Raw genomic sequence first — 21865 nt, forward strand, 5'->3', positions numbered from 1 at the left:
TGCTCCTTGAGCATGTCCAGCGTGCGCAGGTACTCGACCAGGCCGTAGCTCAGGGCGCAGTCGAACTGCAGCCAGTCACGGTCCGGGCGCATGCCGCCGTAGCGGATCAGGTTGCGGGCATCCTGCATGGAGAACAGGTCCTCGCCCGTGGCCATCGGGTTCTTGTAGTAGTTGCGCAGCGTGGCCTGGAGCTCGAAGTCCAGCGGGTCGCCCGGCTCCTCGTACCAGAACAGGTCGTACTGCGACAGCGCCTTGGCGTAGGCGATGGCCGTGTCGAGGTCGAAGCGGCCGTTGGCGTCCACGCACAGCTTCTGGCCGTCCTGCAGCACGCTCAGGATGGAGTCGATGCGGCGCAGGTCCTCGTCAAGCGAGGCGCCGCCGATCTTCTTCTTGACCACGGTGTAGCCGCGGTCAATGTAGCTGCGCATCTCGTCCTTGAGCTTCTGGTGGTCCTGGCCCGGGTAGTAATAACCGCCCGCGGCATAGACGAAGATCTCGCGGTTGGGCTTGCCGTTGCCGTAGCGGTCGGCCAGCAGCTGGAACAGCGGCTTGCCCTCGATCTTGGCCACGGCGTCCCACACGGCCATGTCGATGGTGCCGATGGCCACCGAGCGCTCACCATGCCCGCCGGGCTTCTCGTTGGTGAACATGGTGTTCCAGATCTTGTGCGGGTCCAGGTTCTTGCCGTCGTCGGCCATCAGGGACTCCGGCTCGGCTTCCAGGATGCGCGGGATGAACCGGTCGCGCATCAGCGTGCCCTGGCCGTAGCGGCCGTTGGAGTTAAAGCCATAGCCCACCACCGGCTTGCCGTCGCGGATCACGTCGGTGACGACGGCCACGAGGCTCAGCGTCATCTTGCTAAAGTCGATGTACGCGTTGCGGATCGGACTGGAAATCGGGAAGGTCTTTTCGCGGATCTCGACGATTCTCATGGATGTCTCCGTGCTGTGAGGGGTGGGTCAGTGGGTGCGATGATCCCGATTGCCGCGGAATGCGGCCAATGCTGTTTTTCTTGTCTTTGATGCCTGCACGGCATGGCCTATGAACCTCACCTGGCTCGATGACTTCCTGGCGCTGGCCGCGAGCGGCAATTTCTCGCGCGCCGCGGAGGAGCGGCACATGACCCAGCCGGCCTTCAGCCGGCGCATCCGCGCTCTTGAGGAATGGCTGGCCGTCGATCTTTTTGACCGCAGTTCCCAGCCCGTGCGGTTGACCGAGACCGGGCAATGGTTCCGCAAGGTCGCGCAGGACTTGCTGGCCGATGTGGCCCGCATCCCGGGCGAGGCGCGTGCCATCGCCGAGGCCCATTCGACGACGCTGCGCTTCGCGGCCACGCATGCGCTGTCGTTCACCTTCATGCCAGACTGGCTGCGCAGTCTGGAGGCCCATACCAGCATGGGACCGATCCGGCTGCTGTCGGACGTGCAGCAGACCTGCGAAGCGCTTCTGCTGCAAAGCCAGGTGCAGTTCGTGCTGAGCCACGCCCACGAGTTGGCGCCCGGCCCGTTGCAGGCAGGTGGCTACCCGTCGGTGCGCGTGGGCTCGGACGAGTTGATTCCGGTATCGGCCCCTGACGAGGCGGGAGCGCCCGCCCACCGGCTGGACATTAAGGGCAAAGTCGCTTCGGTTCAGCTTCTGGGCTACAGCACCGAATCAGGCCTTGCACGCATCCTGAAGCAGGTCCGTGGAACAGTGATGGAGCGGCTGCACACGCACACCGTGTTCACAGCTCACCTGGCATCCGTGCTCAGGACAATGGCGCTCAGCGGGCGAGGCGTGGCTTGGCTGCCGGCGACACTGATCCGAGAAGACCTGGCCAGTGGCCGATTGGTTGCGGCGGCACCTGAAGACTGGCGCATCGCGCTGGACATCCGGCTGTACCGGGATCGCGCTGCCGTTGGCGCTGCGGGCGAGGACTTCTGGACCGCTGTCAAGCAGAAGGACGCAGCACCCTGAGCGCCTGCAGCCAACTTCGTGTGAACGCCGGTGAAGCTGCGCAAGCCGTCGTGGAGTTCATCGCTGATCAAATAATTCTGCTTATCGGATCAGCACCGTCGCAGCACTAAACTGGCTGGCATGGAAATGCGGCTGTCTACCGCCGAGCTCGCCAGAGCGCAGCCGCTGCCCGATGCCGCAGCGCTCTCGGCTCTGCGGGCCTGGCACGAGGGCATGTCCTCGCGAGAGGCCGTGACGCACTTCATACCCGAGCGGTGGCTCCCTGGCGGCTCGTCGCGTTCCGTGATCAGCGACATCCGCCGGCAGCTCGCCGCCTTCGCGGCCAGCCGCCAGCGCGGGGACCTGGCACGGCTTTTCACGGGCACGGCGCGCAAGGGCGCTGCGGCCGCACGCGACGTCGCGCAGGCGGTCGAGGCGCTGCGCCACGCACCCATCCCGCAGCCGCTCATCGGCGACGACGTGAGCCGCTGGCTGCCGCCGCGCGTGGCGGCCGTGCTGCACAGGGCCGGCATCAAAACCTTGGCCGTGCTCACGCTGCGCGTGCCGCGCCGGCGGCGCTGGTGGAACGGCATTGCCGGGCTCGGGCAGTCCATGGCAGCCCAGGTGGAGGGCTTCTTCGCTGCGCACCCCGACCTCACCGAGCGGGCCCGGGCGCTGGTGACCGCACCCTCGGTCGGTGACGTGCGCCCGTGGGAGCGCATCGTCGTGCCCAGCGAGGGCGATGGCACCCAAGGCACCTTCCGGGCGCCACGCGAGTCGTGCTCCCTACGGGCCAACAACGACTACGAGGCCGTGCAGACCTGGCTGTCGATGCACGAGGCGCCGGCCACCCAGCGCGCCTACCGCAAGGAGGCCGAGCGCTTGATGCTCTGGGCCATTTTCGAACGCGGCTTGGCGCTGTCCTCGCTCACCACCGAGGATGCCGCGGCCTACCGCGCGTTCCTGCGGCATCCGGCACTGCGCTCGCGCTGGGTCGGCCCTGCGACGGCGCGTTCCTCGCCGCTGTGGCGGCCTTTCACCGGCGGCCTCTCGCCGCGCTCCATTGCCTACGCGTTGTCGGTGCTGGGCGCGCTGTTCCGCCGGCTCATCGCCAAGCGCTATGTGCTGGCCAACCCGTTTGCCGGCATCCGCGTGCGCGGGGCACGCGTGGCCGGCCTGGACACGACACGGGGGTTCTCCGGCGGCGAGTGGCAACTTCTGCGCACGGTCGCCGACGCCTTGGAATGGTCGTACGGGTGGACGCCGGCCGCAGCGCAGCGCATGCGCTTCGTACTGGACTTCGGCTTCGGCACGGGGCTGCGTGCCAGTGAGCTGGTGAACGCCGTGCTGGGCAACGTCGAGATCGACGCTGGCGGCGAGGTCTGGCTGCGCGTGGTCGGCAAGGGCAGCAAGCCCGGCAAGGTCGTGCTGCCCCTCATTGCGCGCAGCGCGCTGGAAACCTATCTGGTGCAGCGCCAGTTGCCCGTGAGCCTAGCGAAGTGGGATCCGGGCACACCGCTGTTGGGCAGCCTGGACGATGGGACCGCCATCATCGCCAGGCGGCTGTGGGCGGCGCTCAAACGCTTCTTCGCAACGGCAGCCACGGTGCTCGCTGACGTCAACCCGGCGCTGGCCGAGAAGCTGGGCCAGGCCTCACCTCACTGGCTGCGTCACAGCCATGTCTCGCATGCGCTCGAATCCGGTGCCGACCTCACCACGGTACGCGACAACCTGCGCCACGCGTCGGTGTCCACCACGTCGCTGTACCTGCACGCCGACGACGAGCGACGCGCCAGGCAGATCGCGGCGGCGTTTTCTGGCCATGGCAAACGGTGATATTCCCACCGCAAAACGCACCGATTTACACGGCCAAACTGCCATCGCCGTAATTCAAATTTTAGTAAGTCGCTGTCACGCAATGACTTTTTAAGTCAAAGCGCACCTATTTGCACGAAGAGTCCATCTACCCCGGGACGCGTGCTGGTGTCGTCGGGATGGAGCGACACCGTCCAGCATGGCTGGCTAACCACCATGCATCAGCTACGACGAGAGGCTCGCCTGGGCTTGGGAGGACGCTTGTGCCCGGATCGATGCAACTCCTTGTCGTTGAGCACGTACTCCGGGTTGTTTGTAAGCCGCTGAACAGCCAGGTCGATGAACGCCCGAGCCCGCGCGGGTTGTGACGTCCGACTGCCAAAGTACACGAAGTAGCTGGCGAAGTCCGGCATGTGTTCAGCCAGGACGGGAACGAGCTGACCTGAGCGGATATAGGGAGCCGCTGTGACGCCCGCCAATTGTCCCAAGACCTTCCCCGCCAGTACGGCCTGCAACTCGAAAACCTCGTCGTTGCTGCAGATCGCGGGGACGACTGGCTGGTCCACCGCCTGGTCGCCCAGCTTTACATGCCACGGCGCGACCTTGCCCGTACCCGGATGGCGAAAAGCGCTGCATCGATGGCTGGTGAGGGCCGCCAACGAGTCTGGCACGCCATAGCGCTGGAAATAGGCCGGCGCGCCACAAATGACCATCTGCAGCGGGAACAGCTTTCGCGCGATGACCCCCTCATGTGGTGACAGGCCGAGCCAGAAGCCCACGTCCACACGGTCCTCCACCCAGTTACCTACCCGGTCGTCCAGAAGCACATCCGGCTGAATGTCGGGGTACTGCTCGCAGAACTCCTCAACCAGGCGCCAGAGGATCGGCTGGAGGGTCGTGCGCGGACCGGTGATGCGCAAAGGCCCAGCGAACTCATCCTTGGCTGTCTGGGCGTTCTGCAGCGCACGCTGCATGCCAAGCAACGCCGGCTGAACATCCTCCAGCAGTCGCTGGCCAGCGTCCGTCAAAGACATCACCCGCGTCGTGCGATGAAACAGCCGCGCGTTGAGATGGGCTTCCAACTGTGCCAGCGCCTTGCTGGCGGCCTGAGGGCTGATGCTGAGCGCGTGTGCCGCCTTGCGCAGGCTCCCCAGCTCCGCAGCCTTGATGAACGTGGAGATGGACCGAAGCTCGTTGATGGCCATTTTGAGGATACGTCCTTCAATCGATTATCCGCATTTGAATGCCTATCAAACAACCTATCGATCACTATTCGGATGCGACTTAGGTGCCTAGAGTTCAATTCATTGAACACGGAAGGACCCGCCATGCAACACGTCACCCTGAACAACGGTGTCCAGATGCCCATGCTGGGCTTCGGCGTTTTCCAAATCCCGGACGCACGAGAGTGCGAGCGCAGCGTGGTCGATGCCATCCACACGGGCTACCGGCTCATCGACACGGCTGCCTCCTACATGAACGAGGAGGCGGTCGGCTCGGGCCTCAAGGCCAGTGGCGTGGCACGTGACCAGCTCTTCGTGACGACCAAATTGTGGGTGCAGCAAGCCGGCTACGAACGTACCCAGCAGGCCATCGACAAGTCGCTGCGCCGTTTGCAACTGGACTACCTGGACCTGTACCTGATCCATCAGCCCTTCGGCGATGTGCACGGGTCCTGGCGCGCCATGGAGGACGCTTACAAGGCGGGCAAGCTGCGCGCCATAGGCGTCAGCAACTTCCAGCCGGATCGGCTGATGGACATCAAGGCGTTCAACGAAATTACGCCTGCCGTCAACCAGGTGGAGGTGAACCCATTCCAGCAGCAACTCGAGAGCGTTCCCTTCATGAAGGACATCGGCGTGCAAGCTGAGGCCTGGGCGCCGTTCGCGGAAGGCCGCAACAATCTCTTCCAGAACGCAGTGCTCAGCGACATCGGCAAGCGCCATGGCAAGTCCGTGGGCCAAGTTGTGCTGCGCTGGCTCACACAGCGAGGCATCGTTGCCCTGGCCAAGTCGGTGCGCAAGGAGCGCATGGCCGAGAACATCGCCATCTTCGACTTCGAACTCAACGAAGCTGATCTGGCCCGTATCGCGGCACTTGACACCAACACGAGCAGTTTCTTCTCGCACCGCGATCCGGCCATCGTCAAGTGGATGTCCGAACGAAAGCTAGACATCTGAGGATGGTCAGAACCGTCTGCCAACCTCGGTCGCTGCAGCGCAGCGCCTACGCCGTGCTGGCCAGTTACCTGACGATTGTGGTGGACATCTCTATTGTCATCACCGGTCTGCCGCGAATCCAAGCCAGCCTAGGCTTCAGTGCCGCCGAGCTTTCCTGGGTGATCAATGCCTACATCTTCGAACCAGACTGACATTTCCGGCGGGCCGGTTCAAAGCGCCGTATTCGCTTTCGCGCCACGCATCGATCGGTTGCTGCTGCGGCACTTGCTCGGTGACATCTTCGAGCGCAACAGCTTCGACTGGCAGAGCCGCGAGTTGGCGACGGTGGCGCTCTCGCGGCCACGCCTGGCGCTGGGGCACGGTTGCGCTCGCACATGCATGCCAGCCTGCGCGTGGCCCTGAGCTTCGCGCCATTGCGGCAGTTGGTGCAAGCGCTAGCGGACACGGTTAACGCCGCGGTCGCGGCCCACGCGAACGAAGCACTCACACAGGCCCTCGCGGCATCGAAAGGTTGAGCATGAATGTCCCCCGACTCCCTTTGATCGTAGCCGTTGCCATGGCGGCGCTGCTGTCCGGCTGCGCTACCCCACGCAACAGCTCGAGTGATGCCTCTGCTCCGTTGGTGATCCAGGCGCAGGGGAGCTTTGCCGTCGGCGGAACCGTGCTGAAGGCCCCCGGCGACTATGACAACAATAAGCCTACAGCTTCGGGGCAGAGCTTTCACGGCGACCATCTCTACGCGTTCTATCAAGTGCCGCAGAACCACCGGGTGCTGCCCATCGTGATGCTGCATGGCGCCTTCCAATCCGCACGCAGTTGGGAGACCACCTCGGACGGTAGAGAAGGCTTTCAGACCCTGTTCCTACGCCGAGGCTTTCCGGTCTACCTGGTCGACCAGCCGCGCCGTGGGCGCGCGGGCAACAGCACCGTCGCGGCTTCGGTCGAGCCGTCGCCCAACGACCAGCTGTTCTTCGACCAGTTCCGCATCGGCAAGTGGCCGAACTACTTCGACAACGTGCAGTTTGATCGGAAGCCCGAAACGTTGAACCAGTTCTTGCGTTCGGTCACGCCCAACACCGGGCCCTACGACGCTGGTGTGATTGCAGACGCCATGTCGGCGTTGTTCGCCAAGGTCGGCCCGGCCATCCTGTTCACCCATTCCCAGGGGGGCGGCCCGGGCTGGCTGACCGCGATCAGGAACCCGAACGTCAAGGCCGTCGTCGCCTTCGAGCCGGGCAGCGGCTTCATCTTTCCGCCAGGCGAACTGCCACCCGCTATGCCGAGCGCAGCCGGCACGCTGATGCCGGAGGCGGTGCCGCTTGCGGACTTCGAGAAGCTTACCCACCTCCCGATCATCATCTACTACGGAGACAACTTCTCCGTCACCCCGACCGCTGAGCGTGGCCAGGACAACTGGCGCGTGCGGCTGGCCATGGCTCGGCTCTGGGTGGATGCTGTCAATAGGCACGGCGGCGACGCTCGGCTGGTGCATCTCCCGCAGATCGGCATCCGGGGCAACACCCATTTCCTGATGTCTGATCTGAACAACGTCGAGATTGCGGACCTCGTGTCGAAGTTCCTCGGCGAGAAGAAGCTGGATTGACCAGCGACCCGAGCCAATGAATCAGCGAGTTTTAGCGCCCGCCCAACATCTACATTCCGTATTTGTCATATCGAACTCGCCGGCGAGCCTCAATTTGACGCAGCGGACGAGGCTTGAGCGTGCAGATCCATTGAGGGCACAACGAGTGGTATTGCAGGCGTAGCTGCTTCAGCTTGTGGCAAAGGCCGATCCTGCTGCCTTGGACGTGTGGCGCAAGCCGTCTTCGGCAATCTGTGTCTTCGGGGGGTGGTTTCGAGTGCTCACTTCATGCTCTCTTTCTTCAATTCGACGCAAGGTCATGAGGTCCGCCGACTGCTCCTTGAAGTAACACCGGGTGCCCAACAGGCCAGGGTTTGGGCTTACGTGATTTCCGTGATGCACGGCTGCGCTTGAGAAATGACAATTGGCGTCATGCAGCACACCGATAGCTGAGGTGTTCATCAGCCCCCTGGCTGGATGAGCGCCCTTGGCGGTAGCCCTCTCCACTCAGACGCTGATCATGGACAACAACTCGCTTTCCCGCCGACCTGCCGAAGCACCGCCCGCCGAATACCTCTTGGCCATGGCTGATCTGGAGCGGCGTGCCTTTCGCGGCGAGTTGAGCCTTCGGCAAGTCCGGCACGAGATCTTCGCGCTGCGCGAGCGGTTCGGCGCCGAGCCCGCGCTCGTGATGCAGTGGGCCGCCGGCTCACGCTGAGCCTGGACTGTTGTCCGAGTCTCCCCGCACGGCCTGCGCAGGCCTGCGACCGCGATCCGAATCCGGATAGATTGTCCGAGCCGCCCCGCTGGTGGCAGGGCGTGCGTGTCACCCTCCTGCCCAGGCGGCTTCGGCGGCCTGCATGAGCGCCGGCTGACAGCCGGGCCTGGCAGGCGCGTCCCCGTGTCCGGACGCCGCCCTCGTTGTTTCGGCGGTGGTGGCGCACCTTGGGCATGTCCTCGATGCCCGTCGGCTGGCGCACAGGACACTGGGCTGTAGGAAGAACGCCAGCCCCCGGTCAAAGCAGGCGCACCGATCCCAGCAGCTCGAAGGCCTTGTCTTCCGAGAGCGCGCCTTGCCGGGCCTTGAGCACCAGCATCTTGATGAGCGCTTCCGTGATGGGCGCCAGACCGCCTTCGATGACCAGGGGCTGCGACACCATCGGCGTGAAGGCCACAGGTTGCACAGGGAGCTGTCGAGGGCTTTCCACGGCTGGAGCCTGCACCGGCGCAGCGCTCAAGACCGGTGCAGGGGAAGCCGTGGCTTCGGTCTGCCGTACAGGCGCAGGCTCTGGCGCTGCTGGCTGAGCTTCACCTTCCGCTGGTGCCGGCAGGTCCGCAGCGGCCGCAGGCGCGCTGGTGAGTTCAGCGGCCAGGTCAGCAGGCTCGAGGAGCTGCTGGCTACCTCGTTGGGATGCGCTCGCCCGGGTGCGCCGTCCCTTTGGCTCGACCGCAGTGGCCTGGGAGGCCGCAGCGCTTGCAGCAGGGCCCGCCGGCGCGGTACTGGGCCCACTCGGCGCAGCCGCGGCTGAAGTCGCTGCCCCGGCGGTGTTGCTGGCGGCCGTGGGTGCGGGTACCGCCGGCGCTGTGCCGCTGCTGCCCGGGGTGGGGTTGACGTCGGCGTCGGCGGCCGCGTCTCGCAAGGGCGCAAGGCGTTGCAGCGTGGTGGCAGGAATGTCCGCAGCCGAACGCGGCGCCTCGAACCAGTCATCGGGCAAGCCCAGCGCGCGCGCCATGCCCTGGCAGAGCTCCTTGTCCAGGCTCTTGCGCCCGCTGAGCATGGCCGACACGTACGGCGGCTTGGCATGGAGCACCCTGGCCAGCGCGCTCTTCGCGCCCTTGCCCTGGAGCAGCACGGTCAGGTTCTGCCTGCGCATCTCGGGAGTGGACATGGAGGAGGTCTGCATCGAGCCGGACTGCGAGGGGGGGGCTATCTCGGACAGGGGCAGCTGCGCTTCAGCGACGGTGGCCGCGCGCCTGGACGCCGTTGCAGGGCGCTTTCCGGCCGTTGGCGAGCGTCCAGGGCCGGCAAGGGCTTTGGCGCGGCCAGTGGCCGGGGTGGCAGCTTCTCGATCCGTTTGCCCAGCGTCTTGGTTCGTGGCGGCGGAGGATGGCTCCACGGACTTGGAAGCCGCGGCACCGGCAACTTGGGCCTGCGTCGGGACGGGCGCTGGTTGGGGCACGGCTGCAGCCGCTGCCGCGGGCTGCGCAGAGGTGAGGTTCTCCTCGGACAACGGGTCCGAGGCACCCTCCTCGAGATCGTCGTCGTCATGCAGGGCAGCCTGGTCGGGGTTCTTCAACAGATCCAGCGTGCGCGCCGGAACCTCCTTGTTGAGCCCGTCAAGCCACTTGCCGGGCAGCTTCAGGGTCCTTTCGATATGGAACGCCGTCTCGTCGGGGCACAGGGCTCCCTGCGACATGGCTTCCAGCCGCTCCAGGGGCACCTCGGCCACCAGCGCCAAGGCTTCCCGCACGGGCGTGTGTTCCAGCAACAGGCGCAGATTTGCAGCACGCAAGGCGCCATTGACCCCTTGCTTGGCGACTTGCACCTTGGCGTTGTCCTGCCGTGGCCCCTTCGGGCGTGGGTTCGACGCCGGGTGCAGGATGACGTTATCCCGCACCGGCTCGCGGTAGCCACGGTCGCGGCTGCGGCCGCGGTCGCGCTGCTTCGGTTGCCAATCAGGCTTTGCCAAATGGAGCTCCCTCAAAATTTCTACAGGCAAGGCTGTCGCGCCTTGCGTCTTGGTCCTGCGGACAAGAAGTGCGTTCGCTGTCGAGCGAGTTTCGTGCCAGTGCTTTTCCCGGGGGGGCTATCGCGGCTGGCGGCCGCCACGGTCAGGAAGACGCTGTTTTCAGCCGCTCGTTCTGCGGGAACATCGCGCGCCGTGCCTCGTCATCCATCTCGGCCTTGAAGGCATGGCGTTCCTTGAGCGCCTCCACGCGCTGTGCCGCGGGGCGGGCATTGATGGCATCGAGGAGCCGCTTGACGTTGGGCAGCTGCTGCCAGGCGTCGGGGCCGAGCGCGAAGGGGACCGCACGCGCCCAGCCCCAGACGGCCATGTCCAGCAGGGTGTAGTGCTCGCCCAGCATCCACTCGCGCTCGGCCAGGTGCTGCTCGACGAGCTTCCAATGCCGCCAGGCCTCGTAGTCGTAGCGGTTGAGCGCGTAGGGCACCGGCTCGGGGGCGTAGTGCTTGAAGTGCACGCACTGCCCGGTGAAGGGGCCGATGCCCGAGGCGGTGAACATCAGCCACGACAGCATCTCGCCGCGGGCCTCGGGCGCGGGCAGGAACTGGCCGGTCTTCTCCGCCAGATACAGCAGGATGGCGCTGCTGTCGAAGACAGTGGTCGCTCCATCGACGATGGCGGGCACTTTGGCGTTGGGGTTGATGGCCGTGTACGCCGGCGCGTGCTGCTCGCCCTTGCGCGTGTCCACCGGGATCGGCTCGTAGGACAGGCCGGCCTCCTCGAGGAAGAGCGCCACTTTCATCGGGTTGGGGGCCAGCGAGTAGTAGAACTTCAGCATGGAATCTCCTTGATAAGGGGCCGCGACCGCATGGTGCACGCTGCGGGCTGCAGCCTGCAGTGGCGTCTGGCAGGGCGCAGCCACGGCAATGCACGAGCCAGTCGCCAAGTCACTGGCCCGGGTATCCCCACAAGCGCCGTCGCAGGCATCGAGCGTGCAACTCGCACTGGGGCAAGCACATGCCAGTTTAGATAAAAACTCAACGGTATAGCGGGTCTGCGTCCTCGGTCCCCCGGATGGCGCCGCGCCGTGGTGGCAGGACATGCAGGCCAAGCGCGACTTGGTCAAAGAATCGTCGGTCCAAGGCCGGGGCGGCCGGTACTGCGCAACGCCGAGTGGGGCTCCCAGCGCGTCAAGCCGGAATGCGTGCGTCTCGGGACGGCGATGCGGCGGTTCACCAGCCACGGTACAAGGCGTCATGGGCCCTGGTTCAAGGCAGGGTTGGTGCCTGGGGAAACCATTCCCGGATGTCGGCCACCGTGTCACCGTGGCACAGCGTCAGGTACACGGCCTTGAACTGAGCCGTGTTGGCCAGCGGGACCGGCACGGCGATGCCTTCGACAAGGCGGCACAACAACTCGTCCACATCCACGTTGAGCTGCAGCCGGCAGTTCAGCGGCCGGTGCGCGTGGATGGAGCAGCTGCCGTCGGCGGCGAGAAACGTGCACGGCATGTCGTAGCCGTAACGACCTTGCTCAAGGATGGGCGAGCGTTTGACCCGCCGCGGCTTCAAGCGCAGTGCGTAGCCGATAAGCTGTGCCTCGCTTTCCGCCACCATCACGGGGATGTGGCAGCAATGATTGCAGGCCTTGCTGCATGCGCTCACCGGTGAGAGTATCTCGGAGAATCGGCCCGCCAGCCCACGCAGCCGGGACAAGGCGACGCGCGCAGGGTCCGTGGAGCGGCGCACGGCATCGAGCTCCTGGCCGAGGGCCTGGGCATGGGGGGCGAGCGCCTGGTTGGCGCGTTCGGCGCCACGCGCGGCATGGTCGTCGATCTGCGCGATGCGCATGCGCACTGCCGGCGGGAGCCGTGTCTGTGCGGCCGCGCTCGACGTCTGGGTGCCGGCATCAGGCGTGGCGGCGGCACTTGCGTGTTGCAGCCAGACGTCCTTGAGTTTCACCGCCGGTTCCGTGGCCGGATGCCGGCGAGCTCGATGCGCAGGGCTTCCCGGTCGAACTGGGGATCCACCAGATCGGGCAGCCATTCCAGCCGCTCGTAGAAGTTCAGCGCCGCGGCGTAGATCGCCATGGACACCGTGCTCTCCCCCCGCTCAAGACTGATGATGGTGGGCACCGAGGCGTTGAGCTGAGCGGCCAGCTCACGGATGGTCATGCCACGGCGTTCGCGCGCCAGGCGCAAGTTGGCCCCCAAGGCTGCGAGCGTCTTGGTGATTGCGGCCGGAAGTTCCCTGGTCATCTTCGGAGCACGCGGCATCAAATATATTTGAACTTGTTTAGCATTTTTGATCAAGTATAATTGAATTATTCTATTCCTTGGGAACGGTGAAGCCGGAGAGCCCCCGTGGCGGTCCTGGGGCCGGGTCGTGGTATCGGCATGGCGCCATGCCTGGTCAGCAACGAGGTACGGACCAACAGGCTCTTCTCCAGGGCGCGGCTGCCGCCAGCCGAGTGCGTCCCGCTGGGCGAGCACCAGGGCAGCGGGGGCTGACCACGGCGCCTGCAATGCCCGGCGACTCGCATGCTGAGTGTCTTCTTTGTCGCTGGAAACGGACTTCCACCATGGCGGCGCGATTGGAGTCGCCTGACCTGGTCTGTGGCTTTACGATCGCGCATGCCTGGGCCGGCGTGGCCCAGCTGCAAGGGCTGTCGTGGCAACGGCGCCAGGAAGCTGTGCAGCGCCAGCGCGGCGAGTGGCTGCGCTTGAGCCGCGAGTACTCCGACCACGCGCTGTGCGTGGCCGGCCGGCGCCTTCGGTGTCAACCTGAGCACGTTGGCCACGTATGGCGCCACTGACTCCCGGCGGAGCCTCTTGGTGGGACTGTGGGGATGCCGTGCTGAGAAGCCTGTCGATCGATGAGCTGCGTAGTCCGGTAGAGCCTGGCGGTGAAGGTTGCGTTGTAGACCACTTTGCTTCTCCGAGCTGCCACGCCTGCAAGGCCGCGTGCAACTGTGGCCCGCAACCGAGGACGGCAGCAAGATCAGCGACTGCAGCGGTTTCCTGGTTGAAATCGTCTGGAAGCAGTCGCTGCACTGCAGACGCAGTGCCATCATCACGGCTTCAGTAGCAGCAGCCAGCCCTCGAGGTCGCTTGGTGCACCGTAACTTTGAGCCGGGCATGACAAGGTCCGGCCTTTTTGAGGCACCATCGCGGCACGCCATTACATAGGAGGATCTCTTCGTGGCAAAAGTCGAAATCCAGAAGAACAGCGCCTTCATGAAGGCGTTGAAGCCCAGCCCCGAGCTTGCGGCCATCATCGGGCCCGATGCGCAGCCGCGCACAGAAGTCACCAAGCGCCTCTGGGACTACATCAAGCAGCACAACCTGCAGAACCCGGCGAACAAACGAAACATCCTGTGCGACGGCGCATTGAAAGCGGTCATGGGCAAGGACGAGGTCACGATGTTCGAGATGACGGGGCTGGTCAGCAAGCACATGGCTTGAACCGGCGTCGGACGGTGCATGCCGTGGCCGCGCGTCCTCTGCGCGGCTTGAGCTTTGCGTGCCGTCAGGGCGGCAAACTGCCTCAGTGCCGATAGCAACTCGGCTCCCATTCAAAACGCCATGCTGGAAATGCCCCGCGCTGCAGGGCTTTTTGATTGGTCCTGGAGCACGGCAGGCATGTGCGCTGGAGCAGCGGTGGTGCCGGGCCCGTCATGCTGCTCCAGTGACTGCTTCAGGCGGCCTTCTTCGTTGCCGCCTTCTTGGCGGCCTTTTTCGCGGGTGCAGCAGCGGTCTTGGCCGGGGCCTTCTTGGCCGGCGCCTTGAGAGCCTGCTTTGCGGCAGCCTTCTCGGCACGGGCCTTGGCGAGCTTTGGATCCACCAGTCCCGCCAGCGACGTGGAGGCCGAGAACTTCACCACCTTGCGCGCGGCGATTTTCAACTTGTCGCCGGTGCTGGGGTTGCGGCCCACACGCGCGGCGCGCTGGCCAACCTTGAAGGTGCCAAAACCTGCCAGGGCCACGGCGTTGCCCTTCTTGAGCTCGGTGCACAAAGTGTCGATCACGGTGTCAAGCACCTTCGTGGCGCTCGCCTTGGAGAGTTCGTGATTTTCTGCCAGCAGGGCAGCGAGGTCGGTACGGTTCATGCGTTGTTTGCATGGTCAATGGGAACGCGATTCTGACATTTGTGCGCAACGCTTCTTGCCGTGGGCACCCAAATTGTTGCTTGCGGGATCGGGGGCTCTGCAAAGCGAGCGCAACGGATGGTCCGGATCATGGGAAAAGCACAAGAAGGTCACTTTTCCTTGTCCGGCCCCACCTTGTCGCGTCCCGCGCCACGGGTGCTTGCCTTCTGCTGGACCCCACCGCCAGACGATCTCTCCGACAGTAGCGGCTTTGTCGGCCCACCGCGATCCGTCGACGCCTCGGTTATGTGTAAAGTGCGCGGCCTGGAAAACCTGTGTCCGCGGCCCTGCCGGTAGGACAGCGCGCCACGTCCTGCGTGTCATGCGGCTGGCATGCCAGTCGATAATCTTGGCAAAACTGAGTAGCAGAACATGAGAGTCAGGCTCGCGCTGGTGCAATTGGCGGAGGATTCGGCTTCGCTGCCCCGTCAGCCGTTAGGGTGCTCGGAAGGTTCCGTCCATGCGCTCCCGGCCGCAGAGCTGGCCGGGACGATGGAGGCCGTGCCGGCGTTCATGGCGCTGCTCGAGGTATGGATGCTGGCCTGGCAATGGGCCTGGTTCCCATTTGCGCTGCATGCCGGGCAGCAGACACTTCCCGCGCCAGCTCCATCAGGATTGCCGAACGACCGGGTTACGCAGCCTTCTTGCCGCGAGCACGGGCTTTGAAGAAGCAGCTGGCGGGCATGGACAAGGCCTGGGCCTCGTCGCGTCTGGGAAAGCTGCTGACGGCCTCCAAGGCGTGGACGCTCAGCTTGGACCAGGACCGTGCCGTCATCACGGTCCTGGACAGCGCTTATCCGGTCGGCTTGCTGCAGCTCGATGCCATCGTCGTCGAGCCAGGCGTGATCTGGTCGGCCGTGACGGTGTCGTTGCCAGGGCGCGAGGTATTGCAGCTGGACGGCATCCCGAACGGCAAGGCCCGGAAGATGGCCGAGACGTTGGCTGCGGTACGCCGGCAGGCCCTTGAAGCCCACCGCCTGCAGCAGCTTCTGGCCCGCCTGGACCGGGCCATCGGGCCGATTGTCGCGTGGGCCGACGCCTGCAGAGCCGCTTGCACGGCACAGCTGCGGCGCCGCGGCTGGCTCACACGGGATTTCATCGCTGCCCAGGATGCCGCCAAGCCCCAGGATCCACAGAGACTGCTATCCCATCCAGCCGTTGTCCAGGCTCTTCAAGGTCGCGAGCAACGTGAACGCGATGCGGTCGCTCTTTGGCGCAAGGACTTGGGCGAAGCGGCTCGCCTCGTCAACCAGCGCCACCTGGAACGGCAGCTGCAGGCGTCCAAGGACTTCTTCGACGCTGTGGAGAAGACGCCGCTCACGCCGGAGCAGGCGAGGGCGGTGGTTTGCTTGGACAACCGGGTCTTGCTGGTGGCGTCAGCCGGCTCGGGCAAGACCTCGACCATGGTCGCCAAGGCAGCCTACGCGCTGACGAAGGGCTACTTCGCGCCGGAGCGGATTCTGATGCTGGCCTTCAACCGGGACGCAGCAGCCGAGTTGGGACAGCGCATGGAGCAGCGCTTTGAACGCCTGGGGCTGCCAACGGGCAAGGTCGTGGCCCGGACGTTCCACGCCTTTGGCTTGGAAGTCATCGGCATGGCGACCGGGCGGCGGCCAACGTTGGCGCCCTGGCTGGAGAACGGGCGCGACATTGAGGCGCTGCTGGAGATTGTGGACCGGCTCAAGGACGAGGACCTCGGTTTTCGGGCCCACTGGGACCTGTTCCGGCTGGTGCTGGCGCAGGAGCTCCCTTCTCCGGGAGAGGATGCCGAGGCCGCAGAGGCCCGGCACCCGCAGACGCGCCAACCGGACTTCTGGACCCTCAACGGTGAGGCCGTCAAGAGCCGCGGCGAGCAGCTCATCGCCAACTGGCTTTTCTACAACGGGGTCGAGTACGAGTACGAGGCACGCTACAGAGTGCCCACAGCCGACGCGAAGCATCGCCAGTACCGGCCGGATTTCTACCTGCCTGCCATCGACGCCTACCTGGAGCATTGGGCGCTGGACCAGCGTGGCCGCCCGCCCAAGGCGTTCAAGGACTACGAAGCCGGCATGGCGTGGAAGCGGCAGACCCACCGCGAGCACGGCACGACCTTGCTGGAAACCACCGTGGCCCAGCTTTGGGACGGGCAGGCGTTTCGTTACCTCGCCAGGGAGCTCACGAAGCGCGGTGTCGTGCTGGATCCCAACCCGGACCGTCCGGTGAAGGGGCGCCCGCCAATGGAGAACCCGAGGCTTGCTCAAACGTTGCGCACTTTCTTGACCCACGCCAAGAGCAACCGCCTGACCATTGCCGATATTCGCCAGCGCCTGGAAGCTGGCGCAGCTGGCCCGTTCAAGTACCGTCACGGTGTCTTCCTGATGCTTTTCGAGCGCATCCGCGACGCCTGGGAGAAGCGCCTCAAGGATGAGGACTGCATCGACTACGAGGACATGCTCAATGTCGCCAGCGACTGCATCGAGCAGGGTCGCTGGAGGAGCCCCTACGAGCTCGTGATGGTGGACGAGTTCCAGGACGCCAGCCAGGCACGGGCCCGGCTGGTGACGAGCCTGGTGCGCGAGCCAGATCGCTGCCTGTTCGCCGTGGGCGATGACTGGCAAGGCATCAACCGGTTCGCTGGCGCGGATCTGCAAGTCATGACGGATTTCGAGGCCACGTTTGGAGGGTCAGAAATCCTGCGGCTGGAGACGACGTTTCGCTGTCCACAGTCGCTGTGCGACATCAGCAGCGGCTTCGTGATGCAAAACCCGAAGCAGCTGGCCAAGCGGGTGGTGTCGGCCCAGCCCGACGTTGCGCTGCCCGTGTGTGTCGTCAGCGTGGACAGCGAGGCGCAGATCGCGGCTGCGGTGGCGCAGTGCATCGACGAGCTCGGTGCGCAACCCAATGGTGGTCGCAGGGCCGCCCGCAGCATCTACGTGCTCGGACGGTACAGAAAGGACCGGCGCTTCCTGCCGCCAGCAGCCAGTGCGCCGAACGCAAGCGCCGAGGTTCGCTTCATGACCGTGCACTCGTCCAAGGGCACCGAGGCAGACCACGTCATCCTGCCTTGCATGACGTCGGGCACCATGGGCTTCCCGAGCCGGGTGGCGGACGATCCGGTGCTGCGCTTGGCAATGCCTCAGGGCGACGACTTCGAGTGGGCCGAGGAGCGGCGGCTGTTCTACGTGGCGCTTACACGGGCCCGCTCCAGCGTGACGCTCATCACCGTCGCTGGCAAGGAGTCGCCTTTCCTGATGGAGCTGGTGCGGGCCCATGGCCTGGCGGTGCGCAAAGCAGACGGCTCGGACAGCGAGCGGGAAATGTGTCCCCGATGCAGCGGCGGTTTTCTGGTGAACCGCCAGAGCCGATACGGCCCTTTCCTGGGCTGCAGCACCTACCCCGCATGCAAGTTCACGCGTGACCAGTCCGGCGAGTTTGCACATCCCCGCGGCTCCCGTACGGTCGGCTCACAGTAGGCGGCCTGATGCGTGTTGTTGCACCAGCGGCTGGCGCGGTTCGGCAACAAAGGCGGTACATGGCGGCCGCGGCCGGCTGCCATGGTGGGCGTCGACATCCGGCTCTATTCACACGCGGCCGACACGCAGTGCCAACGGCCAACGCACGATGCGGCGCGCGTGGACGCATCACCCCAGGCGCGGGCAAGGCTGGCGCGTAGATCGACGAGAGGCTGCTCACCCAAAACCTTGGCGGCTCCCTTCACGCGGACCAGGTCTGCACATAGCTCAGCAGCTCCTGCAGCTGCCAGTGCGCTTGACGAGCTGAAATCGTGCACCAGATGGCTGGCCCGTGGCCGAGTCAAGGGCATGGCGGGCGACGGCGCTGGCGTCCCAGTAGAGATAGCCGCAATCCCGTCCACAGCACAAAAACAACATACCTGATACTGCCCACCCCATCCGCTCCTCTGAACCGCGGCTGTTTCTCCCTGGTATTTCCTGGTCCTGACTTTTCACGGCCGCAACCGGGGGTGGTGTGTGGGTCTTGGCAGGGGGAGGGAGGGCGGCGGTGCGCCTCATGAGGCGGAGTCCATTGTGGGGTAGGGGGGAATGTTGGCTTCTCGTATGTAGCTTTTCAGAGTGAAGCGCGCTCTTGGCGTTGCTGACGGGGTTGCCGGCGGTTTTTGCTTCCGTATAGTGTGCTCAATACGGAACGCAAGAGGTGATCCCGTGGCCGCATTGCAAGACGCGTCTCACCTGCCCTTCGCGGTACGCGCTGACGACGTGGCGCCCACCACGCCGGTTACCCAAGACCAGCGCGCGGGTGCAGCTGCCCCGGTGTCGGGCAACGCCACCGGTCGCGAGGCTGCATCGCCATCGGGCCAGGCGGCGTGCGCCAGCACCTTGAGCTTCGAGCAGGACCTCGCCAACGCGCTGGGCCAGCTGCATCGCACCGAGGACGTCGTCAAGCCGGCCGTGCAGGCCGAGCTCGGCCGCCGGCTGCTGCAATGGCTCGCCAGGAGCGCCGTCAAGCTGAACTTCATCCTCGCCGGCGGCCTGGCCGCATCGGTGTTCCTCAACGTGATCCTCGCTTTCGCGGCCCTCAACCCGGTGCGCGAATACTTCGCCTCGGACAACGGCCGGCTCCTGCAACTGGTCCCGCTGAGCCGGCCCTACACGAAAGCGCCAACCGTCATCCAGTTCGCCAAGGACACGCTCAACGAGTCGTTCACCCTGGACTTCACCAACTACCAGGCCCAGCTGGAGAGCGTTCGCTTGCGCTACACGCGCGAGGGCTACGCCTCGTTCCTGCAATCGCTCAAGGCATCGAACATCCTGGACCTCGTCAAGGCCCGGCGCATGAACCTCTCCAGTTCGGTGGGCACGGGCGTGCTGGTCAAGGAGGGTGTCGAGAACGGCATCTACGTCTGGTATGTCGAGGCCCCGCTCGAATTGCGTTTGGCGGGGCAGACCAGCGAGATGCCCGCGCAACGGTTCCGCGCCACCGTTCGCGTCACGCGCGTGCCCACGCTCGACAACATCCTGGGCATTTCGGTCGGGCAGCTGGTGACCCAGCCGCGATAAGGGAGCCACGCATGAAGCGTCCTGCGGGGTATGTCGTGATCACGGCCATGGCTGTCTTGGCCGCCGAGCTGGCGCAGGCCCAGCCGTCAGCGCCCGCCGCTGCCGTGCCGCCAGGCGCAGCCGCATCAGCAGCCACGCCTGGAAGGTGGGTGCAATCACCATCCGGCACTGCGCCGGCGGCGTTCCCGCCGTCCCCTGCAGCGGCGCAGGCCGCCCAGGCTGCTCAACAGGCGCAGGCCCGCAGCCAGCAGATGCAGGCGGCCTTTCCGCCCACCAACTACGGCGCCGCGAACTACGCCGGTGGCGCCCCAGCGACGGCCGGCCCTGCCGGTGCAGCGCAAAACGGCACGGCACCGCTGCCGCCGCTCGTGCCGCCCACCGACTACCAGCGCGCCAACTCGATGGTGGCGCCGCTCAAGGGCGCCGAAATCCGCCAACTGCGCAGGCGGTTCGAAGAGACCCGCGCAGCCAAGGCGGACCGACCCGTGCGCACCACGCCACGCATCCGCTCCATCTCGGTCGACCTGTCCCCCGGCGCAACACCACCCATCCTGCGCACGCTGCCCGGGGAATCCTCCACCGTCGTGTTCCTCGACGCCACGGGAGCGCCATGGCCGCTGGGGGCCGTCCCGCGCGTGTCCAACCCCAACCGGGTCGCCACGGCCGAGTGGATCGAAGGCTCGCCCTCGGTCCTCGTCACCATGCTCAGCCCCTACGAGGAGGCGAACCTGACCGCCTTCCTGGTGGGCTTGGCCACGCCCGTGGTCATCAAGCTCGTGGGCGGGGAGCCCGACGCCCGGAGGCGTACCCGCGAAGTCGACTACCGGCTCGACCTGCGCGTGCCCGGGCGCAGCCCCTGGGCCCAGGCGGCTGTGCCCGGCATCGCCAAGATCGGTCTCTACGACGACACGCTGCAGGCCTTCCTCGACGGCCTGCCGCCCAACGACGCCGTGCGGCTGAAGCCCCGCGGCGAGGTACCGCCGCGCACCGAGGTGTGGCAGTACGCCGGCGCCCTGTTCGTGCGCACCGACCGCGACATCCAGACCGCGTTCGACAACACCTTGGCCGCCAGCGACGGCACGCGCGTCTACCGCCTCGCACCCACGCCCTACGTCACCCTCAGCGACGCGGGCCGCTCTCTGACGCTGCAGCTGGACTTGCCCTGAAGGCCGCCATGACCCACATCCAGGCAGATTTCGGCCGCCAGACCGTCGTCGTCGCGGCCCTGGCTCTCGTCGGTGTTGCCGGCGTGAGCTACCTGGGCTACTCCTGGTGGCAAAGCAGCCGTTCGACCCCGTCCAACGTCGCCGCGGTACCGGGCAACGGGCAGGGTGTGGCTGCCGAGGAATCGGCGCGCTACCGGCAGATCCTCGACGAATACAACCAGCGCAACGCGGCCATAGCCAAGGCAGGCAACGGCACTTACGTGTCCGTGCCTTCCACGCGTGGCGTGAGCACACCGCCAGGCATGGCTGAAGACGCCCCGCCAGCCGCTCCTGCGCCGGCATCGGCACCGGCTGCAGCAGCGTCCGCGCCGCCCCCTGCAGCCACCGTCAGCGTGCAGCAGCAGCTTGCCGTCGACCCCGACCGCGTCGGGCAGCTCGAAGAGCAGGTCAAGGCCTTGATGGACAACTGGTCCGCCGAGAAGCACGGCCTGGCCATCGTTGCGCAGGACGGCAAGGCCTACACGGCATCGCTGCAGCCACCACAGCCCGCTGCGCCCCCGTCTTCCCAGCAGCTCGCCGACGCCCCGGGCGAGCAGTTGGTGCCCGGCTACGAGCTCGTGGCCGCCGAGCTGCGCACGGGCATCGACACCGACGAGGATTCCCTGGTCGAAGCAGCCATCCCTGCCGGCCCCTACGCCGGGGCCCACGTCTTTGCGCCCGGCTACAAGCGGCTGGAGAACACCGTGGACATGACGTTCACCGGCATGACCTGGCGCGGCCGCACCTACAAGATCAACGCCAAGGCCGTCGACAAGGATTCACTGCGCACGGCGCTCTCCGGGGAAGTCAACAACCGCTATTTCAGCCGCATCGTGTTGCCGGCCCTGGCCACGGGCCTCGGGCGCGTGGGGCAGCTTTTCGAGCGCAGCGGCAGCACGACAGTCATCTCACCGCTGGGCGGCGCCGTGATCACCGCGCCGGAGTCGGTCAGCGGCCGCCAGGTCGCTGGCGCCGTGGTCGGCGGTGCCGCGCAGCAAGCAGGCAACGTTCTCGCGCATGACGCCGCGGCCATGCCGGTGAAGCAGGTGCTGGTGCCGCCCAACACCACCATCGGCGTGCGCTTCCTCGCGCCGGTCTTTGCCAGCGACGAGGTACGCGGCAACACGACGCCCACGCCCGCCGTCGCGAGCGGCAACACGCGCAGCCCGTTGCCGCCTCCCGCGGCAGCGCAAGGCTGGCCACCGGCCGTACCGCCCGTCGTGCCAGGCGTCCCGCTGCAGCCACCCCCGGGTTTCACGCCGCCGTACGTACCCAGCCCCTACGCCCCGAACCAGTAAGGC

At 66.0% G+C, this 21865-nt stretch carries 17 protein-coding genes and 1 pseudogene; 11 read left to right on the plus strand and 7 right to left on the minus strand.

Annotated features, from left to right (window positions below):
- A partial coding sequence (locus H537_RS46365; protein WP_043460742.1) for a mandelate racemase/muconate lactonizing enzyme family protein occupies positions 1 to 932 on the minus strand: 932 nt, incomplete at its 3' end.
- A gap of 109 nt (positions 933 to 1041) precedes the next feature.
- On the opposite strand from H537_RS46365, the gene H537_RS0130415 reads away from it, so the two are divergent.
- Positions 1042 to 1956, plus strand: a complete 915-nt coding sequence (locus H537_RS0130415) for a LysR family transcriptional regulator (protein WP_029000902.1) — start codon at positions 1042 to 1044, stop codon at positions 1954 to 1956.
- 120 nt (positions 1957 to 2076) lie between these two features.
- The gene (locus H537_RS0130420; protein WP_029000903.1) at positions 2077 to 3771 is read left to right on the plus strand and encodes a site-specific integrase; all 1695 of its coding nucleotides are present in this window, start codon (positions 2077 to 2079) and stop codon (positions 3769 to 3771) included.
- 200 nt (positions 3772 to 3971) lie between these two features.
- On the opposite strand, the gene H537_RS0130425 is transcribed toward H537_RS0130420, so the two are convergent.
- A complete protein-coding gene (locus tag H537_RS0130425) occupies positions 3972 to 4955 on the minus strand; it encodes a LysR family transcriptional regulator (RefSeq protein ID WP_029000904.1) in 984 nt (327 codons plus the stop codon).
- A gap of 123 nt (positions 4956 to 5078) precedes the next feature.
- Here H537_RS0130425 and H537_RS0130430 point away from each other — a divergent pair, with 123 nt between their 5' ends.
- The 4 genes and pseudogenes from H537_RS0130430 (at position 5079) to H537_RS0130445 (ending at position 8230) form a co-directional block, all read left to right on the plus strand.
- Positions 5079 to 5930, plus strand: coding sequence for an aldo/keto reductase (locus H537_RS0130430; protein ID WP_029000905.1), 852 nt, complete (start codon positions 5079 to 5081; stop codon positions 5928 to 5930).
- A gap of 2 nt (positions 5931 to 5932) precedes the next feature.
- A pseudogene (locus H537_RS0130435) lies at positions 5933 to 6103 on the plus strand (MFS transporter); the annotation flags it as partial.
- A gap of 383 nt (positions 6104 to 6486) precedes the next feature.
- Entirely contained in the window at positions 6487 to 7533 is a 1047-nt protein-coding gene (locus H537_RS0130440) for an alpha/beta hydrolase (protein ID WP_375136345.1), read from the plus strand.
- Positions 7534 to 8032: 499 nt separating this feature from the next.
- The gene (locus tag H537_RS0130445) at positions 8033 to 8230 is read left to right on the plus strand and encodes a hypothetical protein (protein ID WP_156902022.1); all 198 of its coding nucleotides are present in this window, start codon (positions 8033 to 8035) and stop codon (positions 8228 to 8230) included.
- A 298-nt stretch (positions 8231 to 8528) separates the two neighbouring features.
- Here H537_RS0130445 and H537_RS0130450 read toward each other — a convergent pair whose 3' ends face one another.
- The 4 genes from H537_RS0130450 to H537_RS0130465 all read right to left on the minus strand — a co-directional run bounded on the left by H537_RS0130450 (position 8529) and on the right by H537_RS0130465 (position 12471).
- Positions 8529 to 10232: a helix-turn-helix domain-containing protein gene (locus H537_RS0130450; protein ID WP_156902023.1), complete on the minus strand. Its 1704-nt coding sequence runs from the start codon at positions 10230 to 10232 to the stop codon at positions 8529 to 8531.
- A gap of 112 nt (positions 10233 to 10344) precedes the next feature.
- Complete coding sequence (locus tag H537_RS0130455; RefSeq protein ID WP_029000910.1) at positions 10345 to 11034, minus strand: glutathione S-transferase family protein; 690 nt, start codon at positions 11032 to 11034, stop codon at positions 10345 to 10347.
- A 430-nt stretch (positions 11035 to 11464) separates the two neighbouring features.
- On the minus strand, positions 11465 to 12157 hold the full coding sequence (locus H537_RS49860; protein WP_051243679.1) for a YkgJ family cysteine cluster protein: 693 nt from the start codon (positions 12155 to 12157) through the stop codon (positions 11465 to 11467).
- A complete protein-coding gene (locus H537_RS0130465; RefSeq protein ID WP_029000911.1) occupies positions 12154 to 12471 on the minus strand; it encodes a helix-turn-helix domain-containing protein in 318 nt (105 codons plus the stop codon). Before H537_RS0130465 ends, H537_RS49860 begins: the two co-directional genes overlap by 4 nt.
- 960 nt (positions 12472 to 13431) lie before the next feature.
- Between H537_RS0130465 and H537_RS0130475 the strand changes: the two genes are divergently transcribed.
- Complete coding sequence (locus H537_RS0130475; protein ID WP_051243802.1) at positions 13432 to 13659, plus strand: SWIB/MDM2 domain-containing protein; 228 nt, start codon at positions 13432 to 13434, stop codon at positions 13657 to 13659.
- Positions 13660 to 13891: 232 nt separating this feature from the next.
- Here H537_RS0130475 and H537_RS0130480 read toward each other — a convergent pair whose 3' ends face one another.
- On the minus strand, positions 13892 to 14302 hold the full coding sequence (locus H537_RS0130480) for an HU family DNA-binding protein (RefSeq protein ID WP_029000914.1): 411 nt from the start codon (positions 14300 to 14302) through the stop codon (positions 13892 to 13894).
- Between the two features lie 569 nt (positions 14303 to 14871).
- Here H537_RS0130480 and H537_RS46380 point away from each other — a divergent pair.
- The 4 genes from H537_RS46380 (at position 14872) to traO (ending at position 21862) form a co-directional block, all read left to right on the plus strand.
- Positions 14872 to 17796 carry a UvrD-helicase domain-containing protein gene (locus H537_RS46380; protein WP_238446857.1) on the plus strand — a complete coding sequence of 975 codons (2925 nt, stop codon included), beginning with the start codon at positions 14872 to 14874 and terminating at the stop codon, positions 17794 to 17796.
- Positions 17797 to 18504: 708 nt separating this feature from the next.
- Positions 18505 to 19359, plus strand: a complete 855-nt coding sequence (locus H537_RS0130490; protein WP_238446858.1) for a DotI/IcmL family type IV secretion protein — start codon at positions 18505 to 18507, stop codon at positions 19357 to 19359.
- 11 nt (positions 19360 to 19370) lie between these two features.
- Positions 19371 to 20525, plus strand: coding sequence for a DotH/IcmK family type IV secretion protein (locus H537_RS0130495; RefSeq protein WP_029000916.1), 1155 nt, complete (start codon positions 19371 to 19373; stop codon positions 20523 to 20525).
- 8 nt (positions 20526 to 20533) lie between these two features.
- Positions 20534 to 21862, plus strand: a complete 1329-nt coding sequence (traO, locus tag H537_RS0130500; protein ID WP_043460748.1) for a conjugal transfer protein TraO — start codon at positions 20534 to 20536, stop codon at positions 21860 to 21862.
- Positions 21863 to 21865 lie beyond the last annotated feature (3 nt).

The organism is Azohydromonas australica DSM 1124 (genome assembly GCF_000430725.1).
Lineage (GTDB): Bacteria > Pseudomonadota > Gammaproteobacteria > Burkholderiales > Burkholderiaceae_C > Azohydromonas > Azohydromonas australica.